Origin of the sequence: Thioalkalivibrio sp. ALE23, assembly GCF_000378545.1 — a bacterium.
Taxonomy (GTDB): domain Bacteria; phylum Pseudomonadota; class Gammaproteobacteria; order Ectothiorhodospirales; family Ectothiorhodospiraceae; genus Thioalkalivibrio.
In genome coordinates, this window is sequence record NZ_KB900035.1 from 225,118 (window position 1) to 240,485 (window position 15,368).

General features: G+C 66.8%; 14 protein-coding genes and 1 riboswitch. Of the genes, 8 read left to right on the plus strand and 6 right to left on the minus strand.

The features are described 5' to 3' along the window. Nucleotides 1–26 precede the first annotated feature (26 nt). Entirely contained in the window at nt 27–560 is a 534-nt protein-coding gene (locus tag F573_RS0111395) for a hypothetical protein (RefSeq protein WP_019022686.1), read from the plus strand. Nucleotides 561–569: 9 nt separating this feature from the next. Here the strand turns inward: F573_RS0111395 and F573_RS0111400 are convergent, their stop codons facing one another. The 4 genes from F573_RS0111400 to metK all read right to left on the minus strand — a co-directional run bounded on the left by F573_RS0111400 (nt 570) and on the right by metK (nt 5,011). Next, a complete protein-coding gene (locus F573_RS0111400; protein WP_019022687.1) occupies nt 570–1,349 on the minus strand; it encodes a 16S rRNA (uracil(1498)-N(3))-methyltransferase in 780 nt (259 codons plus the stop codon). A gap of 2 nt (nt 1,350–1,351) precedes the next feature. Next, nucleotides 1,352–2,206, minus strand: a complete 855-nt coding sequence (gene metF / locus F573_RS0111405; RefSeq protein ID WP_019022688.1) for a methylenetetrahydrofolate reductase [NAD(P)H] — start codon at nt 2,204–2,206, stop codon at nt 1,352–1,354. A 94-nt stretch (nt 2,207–2,300) separates the two neighbouring features. Beyond that, nucleotides 2,301–3,713, minus strand: a complete 1,413-nt coding sequence (gene ahcY / locus F573_RS0111410) for an adenosylhomocysteinase (protein WP_019022689.1) — start codon at nt 3,711–3,713, stop codon at nt 2,301–2,303. A gap of 19 nt (nt 3,714–3,732) precedes the next feature. Then, nucleotides 3,733–3,811, minus strand: a riboswitch (S-adenosyl-L-homocysteine riboswitch). A 30-nt stretch (nt 3,812–3,841) separates the two neighbouring features. Next, nucleotides 3,842–5,011, minus strand: a complete 1,170-nt coding sequence (gene metK / locus F573_RS0111415) for a methionine adenosyltransferase (protein ID WP_019022690.1) — start codon at nt 5,009–5,011, stop codon at nt 3,842–3,844. Between the two features lie 341 nt (nt 5,012–5,352). Between metK and tkt the strand changes: the two genes are divergently transcribed. The 6 genes from tkt (at nt 5,353) to F573_RS0111445 (ending at nt 13,198) form a co-directional block, all read left to right on the plus strand. Further along, the gene (tkt, locus tag F573_RS0111420) at nt 5,353–7,353 is read left to right on the plus strand and encodes a transketolase (protein WP_019022691.1); all 2,001 of its coding nucleotides are present in this window, start codon (nt 5,353–5,355) and stop codon (nt 7,351–7,353) included. Between the two features lie 41 nt (nt 7,354–7,394). Further along, entirely contained in the window at nt 7,395–8,393 is a 999-nt protein-coding gene (gene gap, locus F573_RS0111425) for a type I glyceraldehyde-3-phosphate dehydrogenase (RefSeq protein WP_019022692.1), read from the plus strand. A 130-nt stretch (nt 8,394–8,523) separates the two neighbouring features. Next, entirely contained in the window at nt 8,524–9,702 is a 1,179-nt protein-coding gene (locus F573_RS0111430) for a phosphoglycerate kinase (RefSeq protein WP_019022693.1), read from the plus strand. Nucleotides 9,703–9,744: 42 nt separating this feature from the next. Continuing rightward, nucleotides 9,745–11,175, plus strand: coding sequence for a pyruvate kinase (pyk, locus tag F573_RS0111435; RefSeq protein ID WP_019022694.1), 1,431 nt, complete (start codon nt 9,745–9,747; stop codon nt 11,173–11,175). Nucleotides 11,176–11,237: 62 nt separating this feature from the next. Further along, on the plus strand, nt 11,238–12,302 hold the full coding sequence (gene fba / locus F573_RS0111440) for a class II fructose-bisphosphate aldolase (RefSeq protein ID WP_019022695.1): 1,065 nt from the start codon (nt 11,238–11,240) through the stop codon (nt 12,300–12,302). 107 nt (nt 12,303–12,409) lie between these two features. Further along, a complete protein-coding gene (locus F573_RS0111445) occupies nt 12,410–13,198 on the plus strand; it encodes a lipid-binding SYLF domain-containing protein (protein WP_018869702.1) in 789 nt (262 codons plus the stop codon). On the opposite strand, the gene bioD is transcribed toward F573_RS0111445, so the two are convergent. Together bioD and F573_RS0111455 are read right to left on the minus strand one after the other, a co-directional pair. Then, nucleotides 13,129–13,845: a dethiobiotin synthase gene (gene bioD / locus F573_RS0111450; protein ID WP_019022696.1), complete on the minus strand. Its 717-nt coding sequence runs from the start codon at nt 13,843–13,845 to the stop codon at nt 13,129–13,131. The two genes, F573_RS0111445 and bioD, sit on opposite strands and share 70 nt — an antisense overlap. Continuing rightward, nucleotides 13,842–14,750 carry a phosphoribosylaminoimidazolesuccinocarboxamide synthase gene (locus F573_RS0111455; protein ID WP_019022697.1) on the minus strand — a complete coding sequence of 303 codons (909 nt, stop codon included), beginning with the start codon at nt 14,748–14,750 and terminating at the stop codon, nt 13,842–13,844. Before F573_RS0111455 ends, bioD begins: the two co-directional genes overlap by 4 nt. Nucleotides 14,751–14,846: 96 nt before the next feature. Here F573_RS0111455 and purE point away from each other — a divergent pair, with 96 nt between their 5' ends. Next, on the plus strand, nt 14,847–15,362 hold the full coding sequence (gene purE, locus F573_RS0111460; protein ID WP_019022698.1) for a 5-(carboxyamino)imidazole ribonucleotide mutase: 516 nt from the start codon (nt 14,847–14,849) through the stop codon (nt 15,360–15,362). Nucleotides 15,363–15,368 lie beyond the last annotated feature (6 nt).

Genomic DNA, 15,368 nt, shown 5'->3' on the forward strand with positions numbered 1-15,368 from the left:
CGGGTCACCGGTCGCGGAGGAGAACGATGAGCGAAAGCGAAGAGCGCGTCGAGGCGGTGATCGTCCAGCTGGAAGCAGGCTCGATCCTGCTGCCGCGCAGTGCGCTCCTGGAGGTCACCACGCGACCGGGTTCCAGCCTTGAGGAAGACGAGGTGTCGGCCGAACTGCCGTGGCTGGCGGCGCCCCTGACCTGGAACGAGCTGCAGATCCCGGTGATCAACGTCAACCACCTGCTGGATCCGGCGCGTGACACCGGTGAGGACCACCGCAGATTCACGCGTCTGCTGGTCCTGCAGGGTGCCGATGAACCGGACAGGCTGCCGTATTACGCCCTGGAGGTGCGGGGGACACCGCACCCGGTGCGCATCACGCCGCAGAACATCTTCGCCCTGGAGGGTGTGGAGACCACGCCGTGGTCATGGCGGGTCAAGGCATCGGGCGTGACTACGCACCTGTTGCGGCTGGATACGATCGAAGCCCGTCTGCGGGAGCTGCCGCAAGGTGGCCCGCGAGAGCGGGCGGCCGGTTCAGGGACGACAGCGGATACGCCTGTGGGCTGAAGGGCCGCGTCAGCCGTCCGCGTCAGCCGGCTCGAGATCGCCGAAGCGCCACTGAACCAGGGTCAGTATCGCCATGGCCGCGGTTTCGGTGCGCAGGGTGCGTGGCCCGGTGCGGACCGGAAGGAATCCCCTGTCCCGCGCGAGGGCGCGCTCCGCATCCGTCAGCCCCCCTTCCGGACCCACCAGGAGGCTGGCGCTGTCGGGCCCGGAGGCATCGTTTGATGCAACGGCCCGGGAGAGCGGGACCCCGGCCTCGTCGGCCAGCAGGGCCAGGTCGCCACCCCCGGATTCCGGGGCCTCGCCGGGACGTATTTCGTCGGGCTCGCAGACCGCTTCCAGCACCGGCAACTCGTTGCGGCCGCACTGCTCCGCGGCCGCCGCAATGACCCCCCGCCAGTGACTCTGGCGCCGGTCCAGGCCCTTGTGCCCGCCGGCTGAACGGCTGCGTTCGCACAAGACGGGCCGGATCCGCGACACGCCCAGTTCCACTGCCTTCTGAAGGGCGAGGTCCATGTGATCGCCGCGCGCGATGCCCTGCCACAGGGTCACCGGAAAGCGCGGGGTGGTAGGTTCGGCGGCGCGCTCTGCCAGATGAAAAACGCCCGCCCGGCGACCGGTGGTCTCCAGGCGGGCGTCGAATTCATTGCCGCGACCGTCGAATACCCGGCACGCGGCGCCGTCTTTCAGCCGGAGAACCCGGGTGGCGTAATGCAGCCGATCCTCCGGTGCCGGCAGACGCAGCCCCGCCGCGAGATCGGCATTCTCGATCAGCAGACGGGGGCAGCGCATGGTCAGCGACGGTTGTCGAGGTCCAGGTCCTTCCAGATCTGCTCGGTCGGGCCGGCCTGGTTCATGGAGTAGAAATGGATGCCCGGGGCGCCTTTCTCCAGCAGCTCGTCGGTCAGACGGGAGGCCACCTCGATACCGAATTTGCGGATGGAGTCCTTGTCGTCCCCGTAGGCCTCCATGCGCTTGCGGATGTAGCGCGGGATCTCCGCGCCGCACATCTCGGAGAAGCGCATGATCTGGGTGTAGTTGGTGATCGGCATGATCCCCGGGATGATCGGGATCGTGATGCCCATCGCCTCGACCCGCTCCATGAATGCGACGTAGGCATCCACGTTATAGAAGTACTGGGTGATCGCGGTATTCGCGCCGGCGTCCACCTTGGTCTTGAAGTTTTCCAGGTCCTTCTCGGCGCTGGGGGCCTGCGGATGGAATTCCGGATAGGCTGCCACTTCCAGCTTGAACTGGTCACCGAACTCGGCGCGTACGAATTCGACCAGCTCCGAGGCGTAACGGAAATCACCACCGGAATGCTTGGTGCCGGACGGCAGGTCGCCACGCAGCGCCACGATGCGGTCCACGCCGATGTCGCGGTAGGCGTTCAGCAGGTCGCGCAGTTCGTCCTTCGTGGACGAGATGCAGGAGACGTGCGGGGCGGCCGGGATGCCATCGTTCCGGATGATGTCCTTGACCGTCTCGAGGGTGCGGTCACGGGTCGAACCGCCGGCGCCGAAGGTGACGGAGTAGAACTCCGGCTTGAGGGCGCCCAGACGCTTGCGGGCCTTGGCCAGGCGTTCGGCGCCGGCATCGTCCTTGGGCGGGAAGAATTCAACGCTGAAGACGCGTTCCTGATTGCTCATTGCTTGTCCTCCAGACAAAAAGAAGGCGGACCGCACGAGTATGCGGCCCGCCCGGGCTGTCACACAGTCAGTTGACTAATGTGAGGCTGGCCGATCAGTAGCGGTAGTGTTCCGGCTTGAACGGACCATCCACCGACATGCCCAGGTACTTGGCCTGGTCGTCGGTCAGGCGCGTCAGGTTCGCGCCCAGCTTCTTCAGGTGCAGGTTCGCGACCTTCTCGTCCAGATGCTTCGGCAGGATGTAGACCTGCTTGTCGTACTCCGAGCCCTTGTTCCAGAGCTCGATCTGCGCCAGCGACTGGTTGGTGAACGAGTTGGACATCACGAAGGACGGGTGGCCCGTGCCGCAGCCCAGGTTCACCAGACGGCCTTCGGCCAGCATCAGGATGCGGTTGCCGTTCGGCAGGATGATGTGGTCAACCTGCGGCTTGATGTTGTCCCACTCGTACTTGCGCATCGAGGCGACGTCGATCTCGGAGTCGAAGTGGCCGATGTTGCAGACGATGGCCTGATCCTTCATCCGGGTCATGTGATCTTCGGTGATCACGTCCTTGTTGCCCGTGGCGGTGATGAAGATGTCGGCCTTGTCGGCGGCTTCGTCCATCGTCACGACGCGGAAGCCTTCCATCGCGGCCTGCAGGGCGCAGATCGGGTCGATTTCGGTGACCCACACGGTGGAACCGAGGCCACGCAGCGACTGGGCGGCGCCCTTGCCGACGTCACCGTAGCCGGCGACCACGGAGATCTTGCCCGCGATCATCACGTCGGTGGCGCGCTTGATGGAGTCCACGGTGGACTCGCGGCAGCCGTACAGGTTGTCGAACTTGGACTTGGTGACCGAGTCGTTGACGTTGATGGCGGGGAAGGCCAGCTCGCCGGTCTTCGCCATCTGGTACAGACGGTGCACGCCGGTGGTGGTCTCTTCGGTCACGCCGTGGATCTTGGACAGCATGTCCGAGTACCAGGTGGGCTGCTCGGCCAGGCGTTCCTTGATCTTGGCGAACAGGGCCACTTCTTCTTCGTGCTCGGGGTTTTCCAGCACGGAGGGGTCTTTCTCGGCCTTGGCGCCGATGTGCAGCAGCAGGGTCGCGTCGCCACCGTCGTCCAGGATCATGTTGGCACCGCCGTCGAATTCGAAGATGCGGTGGCAGTAGTCCCAGTACTCTTCCAGGGTCTCACCCTTCACGGCGAAGACCGGCGTGCCGTTGTCGGCGATGGCCGCGGCAGCGTGGTCCTGCGTGGAGTAGATGTTGCAGGAGGCCCAGCGGACCTCGGCACCCAGCGCTTCCAGGGTCTGGATCAGCACGGCGGTCTGGATGGTCATGTGCAGGGAGCCGGCGATCTTGGCGCCCTTCAGCGGCTGGGAGGCCGCGTACTCTTCGCGAGTCTGGATCAGACCGGGCATTTCGGTCTCGGCGATCGCGATTTCCTTGCGGCCAAACTCGGCCTGGTTGATGTCCTTGACGACGTAGTCGCCGGTTTTCTTGGCATCCATCACAGCATTCATGGTGTTACTTCTCCGTTGGTCTGGATGAGCGCCGTGTTACTTCAGGGGAACATCCGGCTGAGCCTGACGGTGGAACCGCTGCAGCGCTCCTCAGCCGGATGGGTGTTTCGCTTACGAAATATGGACTCTTAGAGTCCGGCGGCCTTCTTGAGTTCCTCGGCCTTGTCGGTGCGCTCCCAGGGGAGGTCGACGTCTTCGCGGCCGAAGTGGCCGTAGGCGGCGGTCGCCTTGTACATCGGACGCAGCAGATCCATCATCTGGATCAGGCCCCACGGGCGCAGATCGAAGATGTCACGGACCAGCGTCTCGATGCGACGGTCGTCGATCTTGCCGGTGCCAAAGGTGTCGATGGTGATCGAGGTCGGGTCGGCCACGCCGATGGCGTAGGAGACCTGGATCTCGCACTTGTCGGCCAGGCCGGCGGCGACGACGTTCTTGGCCACATAGCGGCCGGCGTAGGCGGCGGAACGGTCCACCTTGGACGGGTCCTTGCCGGAGAACGCACCGCCACCGTGGCGCGCCATGCCGCCGTAGGTGTCGACGATGATCTTGCGACCGGTCAGGCCGGCGTCGCCCACCGGGCCGCCGATCTCGAACTTGCCGGTCGGGTTGATGTGGATCTGGTCATTGGAGACCTGGTTCAGCCATTCGGCCGGCAGGACCTTCTTGAAGACCTCTTCATAGATGGCTTCCTGCAGGTCCTTCTGGGAAATCTCCGGGCTGTGCTGGGTGGACAGCACGACCGCGTCCAGACCGGCCGGCTTGCCGTCTTCATAGCGCAGGGAGACCTGGCTCTTGGCGTCCGGGCGCAGCCACGGCAGCTTGCCGCTCTTCATCAGCTCGGACTGGATGCGCACCATCTTGTGGGCGTAGAAGATCGGGGCGGGCATCAGGGTATCGGTTTCGCGCGCGGCGTAGCCGAACATCAGGCCCTGGTCACCGGCGCCCTGGGTGGCGCGGTCGGAGACGTCGCGGTCCACGCCCATGGCGATGTCCTGGGACTGCTCGCCCAGCACGTTCAGCACGGCGCAGGTGTTGCCGTCGAAGCCCTTGTGGGAATCGTCGTAGCCGATCTCGCAGACGGTCTCGCGCACCAGGCGCTCGTAATCGATCTGCGCGCCGGTGGTGATCTCGCCCAGCAGCATGACCATGCCGGTCTTGGTGGCGGTTTCACACGCGATGCGGGCGTGCGGGTCCTGCTCGATGATGGCGTCGACGATGGTGTCGGAGACCAGGTCGGCCATCTTGTCGGGGTGACCCGCAGAGACCGATTCCGAGGTGAAGATGTAGTTGGACATTAAGCGTTCCTTTTCTGTCGTTTCGATTTAGTTTTGCGCAAAACGACCGCTAGTGTAACGCGACTCGCCGGGAATTTCTAAGCCCCCCCTGTCGGCGGAACCCACGAGCCCCGGCTGCGGGGGTGTCGGCGATCCGCGCCGGCGCGCCCGCTGCGGCGCGTCGGGACGCGACTTGCCCCGCTGGTTGAAAGTGGCCAAAATGCTCCGCCGTCACTGGGGTTGTGCGGCCTTGCCCGCCCGTTGTCCGGTCCGCCCGGCGCGCCTTGATGCTGCAGCGCCGGAGCCGCGAGACCGGTTCCCGCCCCGGCCAGAATCTTTCATCACTTGAGCAGGAGACCCGCATGCCCACCCGTAGAGAGCTTGCCAATGCCATCCGCGCCCTTTCGATGGACGCGGTCCAGAAGGCCAATTCCGGTCACCCGGGGGCCCCGATGGGGATGGCGGACATCGCCGAGGTGCTGTGGAACGACTACATGCAGCACAATCCGGCGAACCCGGACTGGGCCGACCGCGACCGTTTCGTGATGTCCAACGGCCACGGATCGATGCTGGTGTACTCGCTGCTGCACCTCACCGGCTACGACCTGCCGATGGGCGAGCTCAAGCAGTTCCGTCAGCTGCATTCGCAGACACCGGGGCACCCCGAGTACGGCTATACCGCAGGCGTCGAGACCACCACCGGCCCGCTGGGTCAGGGCGTGTCCAACGCCGTGGGCATGGCGCTGGCCGAGAAGGTCATGGCCTCCCACTTCAACCGTCCGGGCCACGAGATCGTCGATCACAACACCTATGTGTTCCTCGGTGACGGCTGCCTGATGGAAGGCGTCTCGCACGAGGCCTGCGCGCTGGCCGGTACCCTGGGCCTGGGCAAGCTGGTCGCGTTCTGGGATGACAACGGCATCTCCATCGACGGCGAGGTCGAAGGCTGGTTCACCGACGACACCCCGTCCCGCTTCGAGGCCTATGGCTGGCACGTGGTGCGCGACGTGGACGGCCATGACGCCGATGCGGTCAAGGCCGCGATCGAGCAGGCCCGCAAGGAAACCGGCAAGCCGACCCTGGTCTGCTGCCGCACCGTGATCGGCTTTGGTTCCCCGAACAAGTCCGGCAAGGAAGAGTGCCACGGCGCTGCCCTGGGCGATGACGAAGTCGCGCTGACCCGCAAGGAGCTGGGCTGGAACCACGCCCCGTTCGAGATCCCGAACGACATCTACGCCGGCTGGGATGCGAAGGACAAGGGCGCGAAGGCCGAGGCCGAATGGAAGGAACGCTTCGAGGCGTATCGCAAGGCGCACCCCGAACTGGCCGCCGAATTCGAACGCCGCATGGCCGGCGACCTGCCCTCCGACTGGACCGAGAAGGCCACGGCTTTCATCAAGGAAACCGTCGAGAAGGCCGAGAAGACCGCCACGCGCAAGGCGTCGCAGGCGACCATCGGTGGCTATGCCCCGGCGCTGCCGGAACTGCTGGGCGGCTCCGCCGACCTGGCGGGCTCCAACCTGACCATGTACAGCGGCTCGAAGCCCGTTTCGAAGGAAGACGCCGCCGGCAACTACGTGTACTACGGCGTGCGCGAGTTCGGCATGGCCGCGATCATGAACGGCATTGCGCTGCACGGCGGGTTCATCCCGTACGGCGGCACCTTCCTGATCTTCTCGGACTATGCGCGTAACGGCATCCGCATGTCCGCGCTGATGAAGCAGCGCGTGATGTACGTGCTGACGCACGATTCCATCGGCCTTGGCGAGGACGGCCCGACCCACCAGCCGATCGAACAGACCCCGAGCCTGCGCCTGATCCCCAACCTGAACGTGTGGCGCCCCTGTGACGCGGTCGAGACCGCGGTGGCCTGGAAGGCCGGTGTCGAGCGCACCGACGGGCCGTCCGCGTTCATCCTGTCGCGCCAGGGCATGCCGCACATGGAGCGCGACGGCGAGCAGCTCGCCAACATCGCGCGCGGTGGCTACGTGCTGAAGGACTGCGACGGCACCCCGGATCTGATCTTCATCGCGACCGGTTCCGAGGTCGAGCTGGCCGTGCAGGCGGCCGAGACGCTGGCCGGCGAGGGCAAGAAGGCGCGCGTCGTGTCCATGCCCTGCGTGGAACTGTTCGAACAGCAGGATCCGGCCTACCGCGAATCCGTGCTGCCGTCCGCCGTGCGCAAGCGCGTGGCCGTGGAAGCCGGCGCCACCGCGGGCTGGTACAAGTTCACCGGCATGGACGGCGCGGTGTTCGGCATGGACTGCTTCGGCGAATCCGCCCCGGGCGGTGCGCTGTTCGATTACTTCGGCTTCAAGCCGGAGAATGTCGCGCAGATCGCCCGCGACGTGCTGAACGGCTGAGCCCCGACGATTTTCAATAAGAGCTGAAAGAGGAGACTCCCATGGCTATCAAGGTTGGTATCAACGGTTTCGGCCGCATCGGCCGCATGGCCTTCCGCGCCATCGCCCAGGACTTCCCCAACCTGCAGGTGGTCGGCATCAATGACCTGCTGGATCCGGAATACCTGGCCTACATGCTGCGCTACGATTCGGTCCACGGCCGCTTCGAAGGCGACATCAGTGTCGAGGGCAACGACCTGGTCGTGAACGGCAACCGCATCCGCCTGACCGCGGAGAAGGATCCGGCCGCCCTGAAGTGGGGCGACATCGGCGCCGACGTGGTGATCGAGTCCACCGGCCTGTTCCTGACCGGCGAGACCGCGCAGAAGCATCTGGACGCCGGCGCCAAGAAGGTCGTGATGTCCGCCCCGTCCAAGGACGACACCCCGATGTTCGTCTACGGCGTGAACCACGGCGACTACAGCGGCCAGAACATGGTTTCCGCCGCTTCCTGCACCACCAACGCCCTGGCGCCGGTGGCCAAGGTCCTGCACGACAACTGGGGCATCAAGCGCGGCCTGATGACCACCGTGCACGCCGCCACCGCCACGCAGAAGACCGTCGACGGCCCGTCCATGAAGGACTGGCGCGGCGGCCGCGGCATCCTGGAGAACATCATCCCGTCCTCCACCGGTGCCGCCAAGGCGGTGGGCAAGGTGCTGACCGAGCTGAACGGCAAGCTGACCGGCATGGCCTTCCGTGTGCCCACCTCCGACGTGTCGGTGGTCGACCTGACCGCCGAACTCAATGGCGAGGCCGACTACAAGGCCGTGTGCGAGGCCATGAAGAAGGCCTCCGAGGGCGAGCTGAAGGGCGTTCTGGGCTACACCGAGGACCTGGTGGTCTCCACCGACTTCCGCGGCTACACCGCCCCGTCGGTGTTCGATGCCGGCGCCGGCATCCAGCTGGACTCGACGTTCGTGAAGGTCGTGGCCTGGTACGACAACGAGTACGGCTACACCTGCAACATGCTCCGCATGGTGGAGCACGTCGCCCAATAAGACCTGCGGGGAGTCCGCCGGGGCGCGTGCCGCTCCCGGCGGCGTCCCGCCAGAGTCTTGGGCGCAGCTTCCCCGTAGGGGAGGCTGCACCGAAGACTTTTTCGTTCCAACCTTTTTCGCGAGGTATTCCATGTCCGTCACCAAGATGACCGATCTCGATCTGCAGGGTCGCCGCGTGCTCGTGCGCCAGGACCTGAACGTCCCCGTCAAGGACGGCAAGGTCACGTCCGATGCGCGTATCCGCGCGAGTCTCGAGACCGTGCAGAAGGCCCTGGAAGGCGGCGCCGGCGTGATGCTGATGTCGCATCTGGGTCGGCCCACCGAGGGCGAATTCTCCGAGGAGGATTCCCTGGCCCCGGTCGCCGAGCACATGGGGCAGCTGCTCGGCCGCGAAGTGCGTCTGGTGCGGGATTATCTCGACGGGGTGGAGATCCAGCCCGGCGAGGTGGTGATGCTCGAAAACGTCCGTTTCAACAAGGGCGAGAAGAAGGATGACGAGGCGCTGGCGAAGAAGTACGCCGCGCTGTGCGACGTCTACGTGATGGACGCCTTCGGTACTGCTCACCGCGCCCAGGCCTCCACCCACGGGGCCGGCAAGTTCGCGCCGCAGGCCTGCGCCGGTCCGCTGCTGGCCCGCGAACTGGAAGCCCTGAGCAAGGCGCTGGATAACCCGAAGCGCCCGCTGGTCGCGATCGTCGGCGGCTCCAAGGTCTCGACCAAGCTGACCGTGCTGGAGTCCCTGTCCAAGGTCGTGGACCAGCTGATCGTGGGGGGCGGCATCGCCAACACCTTCATCGCGGCCCAGGGCCATGATGTCGGCAACTCGCTGTACGAGGCCGATCTGGTCGACGAATCGAAGCGACTGATGGAAGCCGCGCGCGCCAAGGGCGGCGAGATCCCGGTGCCGACCGACGTCACCGTCGGCAAGGAGTTTTCCGACAGCACGCCGGCGGAGACCAAGTCGGTGGACGCGATCGGCGCCGACGACATGATCTTCGACGTGGGTCCGGAGACCGCCTCCACCTACGCGGAAGCCCTGCGCAATGCCGGCACCATCGTCTGGAACGGCCCGGTGGGCGTGTTCGAGTTCGACCAGTTTGCGGCCGGCACGAAGGCCCTGGGCGAGGCGATCGCGGAAAGCGATGCCTTCTCCATTGCCGGCGGTGGCGACACCCTGGCGGCGATCGACAAATACGATCTCTCCGAGCGCATCAGCTACATCTCCACCGGCGGCGGCGCCTTCCTCGAGTTCCTGGAAGGCAAGACGTTGCCGGCCGTGGCGATGCTCGAGGAGCGGGCGAAGGGCTGAACGGCCTTGAACGCCACGTCATCGAACATCGGAGAGCCCCGCGTGAGACGCACCAAGATCGTAGCCACCCTTGGCCCCGCGACCGACAGCGACGAAGCCATGGATGCCATCATCCAGGCCGGCGTCGATGTCGTGCGCGTCAACTTCTCGCACGGGGATCCGGATGACCACCGTGCCCGCGTGCAGCGACTGCGCGCGGCCGCCGAGCGCGCCCATCGCGTGGTCGGCGTCCTCGGCGACCTTCAGGGGCCCAAGATCCGCATCGAGCGCTTCGCCAATGGCAAGGTGCACCTGGAAGAAGGCGCACCGTTCGCGCTGGACGCGGGTCTGGGCCGCGACGACGGTGACGACACCCAGGTCGGCCTGACCTACACCGACCTGCCGAAGGACGTGCGCCCGGATGACATCCTGCTGCTGGATGACGGCCGCATCGTGCTCAAGGTGACCGCGGTCGCGGCCAGCCGGGTCGAAACCGAGGTCGTGGTCGGCGGCGAGCTGTCCAACAACAAGGGCATCAATCGCCAGGGGGGTGGCCTGTCCGCCCCGGCGATCACCGACAAGGATCGCGAGGACATCCGCCTGGCGGCCGAGCTGGAGGTGGACTACCTGGCGGTGTCGTTTCCGCGCTCGGCGCAGGACATCCACCTGGCCCGCGGGCTCCTGAAGGAGGCCGGCTGGGAGGCCGGGATCTGCGCCAAGATCGAGCGTTCCGAGGCCCTGGACGTGATCGACGAGATCATCTCGGCGACCGAGGTGATCATGATCGCGCGCGGGGATCTCGGCGTGGAGATCGGCGATGCCGAACTCCCCGGGGTGCAGAAGACCCTGATCTCGCGGGCCCGCGCCCTCAACCGTCTGGTCATCACCGCGACCCAGATGATGGAGACCATGATCCAGAATCCGATCCCCACGCGGGCGGAGGTCTTCGACGTGGCCAACGCGGTGCTGGACGGCACCGACGCCGTGATGCTGTCGGGCGAGACCGCCACCGGACGCTATCCCGGACGGGTGGTCTCCAGCATGGACCGGATCTGCGAAGCCGCGGAGCGCCAGCGTGCCGCTCGGCAGTCGGACCACCGCATGGACTCCACCTTCGGGCGCGTGGACGAGGCGATCGCGATGGCCACCATGTACACGGCCAATCACCTGGATGTGCAGGCGATCGCGGCCCTCACGGAGTCCGGCGCCACCGCCCTGTGGATGTCGCGGATCAGTTCCGGGATCCCGATTTACGCGCTGACCCGGCGCATGGACACCAGTCGGCGCATGAGTCTGTACCGCGGTGTCTATCCGGTGTATGTCGACTCGCTGCCGGAGAGCCACGAGAGCCTGAACCGCGAAGCGGTCAACTTGCTCCAGGCCGAGGGGGTCGTGCAGGATGGCCAGCTGGTCATAATCACCAAGGGCGACCTGCAGGGTGCCCATGGCGGCACCAACGCAATGAAAATCGTCCGGGCCGGCGAAGTCGCCTGACGGCGACCGTCACCCGGACGTCCAGTTCCCAACCTGAAGTGCGAATCCCGTAAGGAGGAACCATGGCACTGATCTCGCTTCGCCAGCTGCTGGACCATGCCGCCGAGCATGGCTACGGCATGCCGGCCTACAACGCCAACAACATGGAACAGATCCATTCGATCATGGAGGCCGCGAAGGAAGTGGACTCCCCCGTGATCATCCAGGCGTCCGCCGGTGCGCGGAAGTACGCCGGTGAGCCCTTCCTGCGCCGCATGATCGAAGCGGCCGCCGAGCAGTATCCGGACATCCCGATCGCGCTGCACCAGGACCACGGCTCCGAGCCGGCGGTGTGCCTGCGTTCCATCCAGTCGGGCTTCACCTCGGTGATGATGGACGGGTCCCTGATGCCCGACATGAAGACCCCGTCGACCTACGACTACAACGTCGACGTGACCGCCAAGGTGGCCGAGATGGCCCATTCCGGCGGTGTGTCCGTGGAAGGCGAGCTGGGCTGCCTGGGCTCCCTGGAAACCGGCCAGGCCGGTGAGGAAGACGGTTCCGGCGCCGAAGGCACGCTGTCCCACGACCAGCTGCTGACCGACCCGGACGAGGCCGCGGACTTCGTCAAGAAGACCAAGTGCGACGCCCTGGCCATCGCCATCGGCACCTCGCACGGCGCCTACAAGTTCACCCGTCCGCCGACCGGTGACATCCTGGCGATCGAGCGCATCAAGGAGATCCACGCCCGGATCCCGGACACCCACCTGGTGATGCACGGCTCCTCCTCGGTGCCGGAAGAATGGCTGAAGATCATCAACCAGTACGGCGGTGACATGGGCGAGACCTACGGCGTGCCGGTCAAGGAGATCCAGGAAGGCATCAAGCACGGCGTGCGCAAGGTCAACATCGACACCGACCTGCGCATGGCCTCCACCGGCGCGGTGCGCAAGTTCCTGGCCGAGAACCCGAAGGAATTCGACCCGCGCAAGTTCCTGAAGGCCTCGACCGCCGGCATGAAGGACGTCTGCAAGCAGCGCTTCGAAGCCTTCGGCTGCGCCGGGATGGCGTCCAAGATCAAGCCGATGTCGCTGGACGACATGGTTGCCCGCTACAACAGCGGCGATCTGGATCCGAAGATCAACTGATCTCGCGATCCGCGCACGGATGCACGAAAAAGGGGGCTTCGGCCCCCTTTTTTTGTGCCATCATGTCGGGATCCTGTTCGAACCCAGGCACCTCCACGGAGGCCCCGATGCGCCCGTTTATCGTCATTGCTCTCGCTCTTGCCGTGGCCCTCTCCCTGATGGCCCCGGCCAGCGCCAACCCGTTCGCGCGCGACGTCGATCCGCAGGACATCGTCGACCGCGCGAAGGACACCCTCACCCGCATGGCCGGGCACCCCGACTATCCCGCGCTGCGCGCCGACCTGCGGGAAGCGCATGCGGTGGTGATCTTCCCGCGCGTGATCCGTGGCGGGTTCTTCATTGGCGGATCCGGCGGGCTGGGCGTGGCCCTGGCCTGGGACGAAGACGAGGGCGATTACAGTCCGGTGGGGTTCTATTCACTCGGATCCGTCAGCTTCGGCGTACAGATCGGCGGGGATGCCGCCGAGGTGGTGATGGTTGCACGGCGGCCCGATGCCCGCGATTCGCTGTTTGCCTCGTCCATGCGCCTGGGAGGTGATGCCGAAGTCGCCGCGGGGCCGGTGGGCGCCGGGCGCAGTGCCTCCGTCAATGCGGATTTCATCTCTTACGCGCGGGCCCGCGGGGCGTATCTGGGGATGAGCTTCGAAGGCTCACGCCTGACGGTTCGCGAAGACTTCAACGAGGCCTACTACGGCGAGGACCTGCGGCCGGTGCACATCCTGGAGGGCCGTCGGGTGGATCACCCCGGGACTCATGCCCTGCGTGATGCCCTGCTCGAGCTCCGCCGCGACGAGGCTGGCGAGGCCCCGGCGCGCGGCGGTGAGGATCAGCGGCCGGAGGCCGATCCGGCCGAAGGCGGGATCAGGCCCGATGCGATGGAGGTCGAGACCCTCTGACCGGCCGCCTCCGGGGCTGTCCCCTCGGCCAGTTCGATCACCGGTACCGGGCTGCGCCGTTGCAGGGCGGATGCGTTGTCCAGGCGTGGATCGGTGTCGGGCTGGCGCCGGTTGAGCACGATCCCCGCCAGTGCGAGTCCGCGCCGCTCCAGGGCTTCGAGTGTCAGCAGGCAGGTGTTCAGCGTCCCCAGGCGATCTTCCGCCACCAGCAGTACGGGCAGGCCGAGCGCCGCGGCCAGGTCGGCGTTCAGCGCGTCCTCGGCCAACGGCGAATAGAAGCCGCCGGCGCCTTCCACCAGCAGCGGCCCCTCCGCTTCTTCCCGTTGAGCCTCGCAGGCGTCGACCAGGTCCGCGAGGTACAGCGGGCGGCCGGTGTTACGCGCCGCCTGGTCCGGGGCGAGGGCATCGGGGAATCGCCAGGGGGTCACCCGTGCCACTGCCGCCGGGGGCAGCCCCGCGGCGGCGGTCAGGGCCGCGCCGTCGGCGGGATACAGGCCGTCCGGTCCTGTCTCGCAGCCGGATTCCGCCGGCTTGCACGGGACGGGCCTCAGCCCCGCCGCGCACCAGGCCCGCAGCAGCGCGCAGCCAACGAAGGTCTTGCCCACGCCGGTGTCGGTGGCGCTGACGAACAGGCCCGCGGGATTCATGGCCGGTCGAGCGGCGACCCGGTCAGGCGTTCCAGCGCCTCGCGATAGCGCGCCGCCGTCTGCTCGGCGATCTCCGCGGGCAGGGCCGGGCCCGGGGCCGTCTTGTCCCAGTCCAGGGTTTCGAGATAGTCGCGCACGTACTGCTTGTCGAACGACGCGGGGCTGCGGCCCGGGGCGTATTCGTCCGCCGGCCAGAAGCGTGAGGAGTCGGGTGTCAGGACCTCGTCGATCAGATGCAGGCGGCCTTCGCGGTCGAGCCCGAATTCGAATTTGGTGTCGGCGATGATGATCCCGCGCGCGGCGGCGTGCTCGCGCGCCAGCTTGTAGATCGCGATGCTGGCCTCGCGGACTTCGCGCGCGCGTTCCTCGCCGATGGCCGCGGCGACATGGTCGAAGTCGACGTTCTCGTCGTGATCCCCGACCGCCGCCTTGGTGCTGGGAGTGAACAATGGCTCCGGCAGTGCCCCGGCCAGTTCCAGGCCCGGTGGCAGCGGGAGACCGCAGACCGCACCCGTCGCCTGATAGTCCTTCCAGCCGGAGCCGATCAGGTAGCCGCGCACCACCGCTTCCACCGGCAGGGCCTCCAGTCGCCGGACCACCAGGCTGCGCCCCTCGAGCGGCGCGCGCACCGCGGGGTCCGGCACTACCTCGGCCAGCGGTATATCGGTCAGCTGATTGGGGATGTCCAGCTCGCGTTCGATGCGCTGCATCCAGTACACGGTGATCGCGGTCAGCACCCGTCCCTTGTCCGGCACCGGGGTAGGCAGGATCACGTCGAATGCCGACAGCCGGTCGGTGGTCACCATCAGCCAGTGGTCGTCGTCCACCCGGTACAGGTCGCGCACCTTGCCGCGGTGGACGCATTTCAGGTCGGGGATGTCACTTTCAAGAAGGGTATCGTCCATCCGCGTATTGTAGCGGCTGTGGCGACACAGGGAACGCGCCGCCGAAGACCGCCGGCCGGCTTGTCGCCGCACGGCGCTCCCGCTATGGTTGCGCGGATGAATATCACCGACACCGCAACACCGCCGCGCGTGGGCGTGGTCATGGGCAGCACCTCGGACTGGGGAACCATGGAGCGTGCGGCCGAACTGCTGGCGCGCCTGGAGATTCCCCACGAGACCCGCGTGGTGTCCGCGCATCGCACGCCGGATCTGCTGTTCGAGTATGCCGAACAGGCGCGCGAGCGGGGTCTGTCCGCGATCATCGCGGGCGCCGGCGGCGCCGCGCACCTGCCGGGCATGCTGGCCGCCAAGACGCCGGTGCCGGTGCTGGGCGTGCCCGTGGCCTCGCGGCACCTGCAGGGCGAGGACTCGCTGCTGTCCATCGTGCAGATGCCGCGCGGGATCCCGGTGGCCACCTTCGCCATCGGCGAATCGGGTGCCGCCAATGCCGCGCTGTTCGCGGCCGCGATGCTGGCCACCGGCGACCCCGATCTCGCGGCGCGGCTGGACGCCTTCCGCGCCGAACAGCGCGACGCCGTTCTCGGTCAGAGCCTGCCGCCGGATCCGGCGTGAACCGTC

Excerpts from the sequence above, each read along its gene's own strand:
- F573_RS0111395 (WP_019022686.1), top strand. The coding sequence starts at position 27 with ATGAGCGAAAGCGAAGAGCGCGTCGAGGCGGTGATCGTCCAGCTGGAA.
- F573_RS0111400 (WP_019022687.1), bottom strand. The coding sequence starts at position 1,349 with ATGCGCTGCCCCCGTCTGCTGATCGAGAATGCCGATCTCGCGGCGGGG.
- metF (WP_019022688.1), bottom strand. The coding sequence starts at position 2,206 with ATGAGCAATCAGGAACGCGTCTTCAGCGTTGAATTCTTCCCGCCCAAG.
- ahcY (WP_019022689.1), bottom strand. The coding sequence starts at position 3,713 with ATGAATGCTGTGATGGATGCCAAGAAAACCGGCGACTACGTCGTCAAG.
- metK (WP_019022690.1), bottom strand. The coding sequence starts at position 5,011 with ATGTCCAACTACATCTTCACCTCGGAATCGGTCTCTGCGGGTCACCCC.
- tkt (WP_019022691.1), top strand. The coding sequence starts at position 5,353 with ATGCCCACCCGTAGAGAGCTTGCCAATGCCATCCGCGCCCTTTCGATG.
- gap (WP_019022692.1), top strand. The coding sequence starts at position 7,395 with ATGGCTATCAAGGTTGGTATCAACGGTTTCGGCCGCATCGGCCGCATG.
- F573_RS0111430 (WP_019022693.1), top strand. The coding sequence starts at position 8,524 with ATGTCCGTCACCAAGATGACCGATCTCGATCTGCAGGGTCGCCGCGTG.
- fba (WP_019022695.1), top strand. The coding sequence starts at position 11,238 with ATGGCACTGATCTCGCTTCGCCAGCTGCTGGACCATGCCGCCGAGCAT.
- F573_RS0111445 (WP_018869702.1), top strand. The coding sequence starts at position 12,410 with ATGCGCCCGTTTATCGTCATTGCTCTCGCTCTTGCCGTGGCCCTCTCC.
- bioD (WP_019022696.1), bottom strand. The coding sequence starts at position 13,845 with ATGAATCCCGCGGGCCTGTTCGTCAGCGCCACCGACACCGGCGTGGGC.
- F573_RS0111455 (WP_019022697.1), bottom strand. The coding sequence starts at position 14,750 with ATGGACGATACCCTTCTTGAAAGTGACATCCCCGACCTGAAATGCGTC.
- purE (WP_019022698.1), top strand. The coding sequence starts at position 14,847 with ATGAATATCACCGACACCGCAACACCGCCGCGCGTGGGCGTGGTCATG.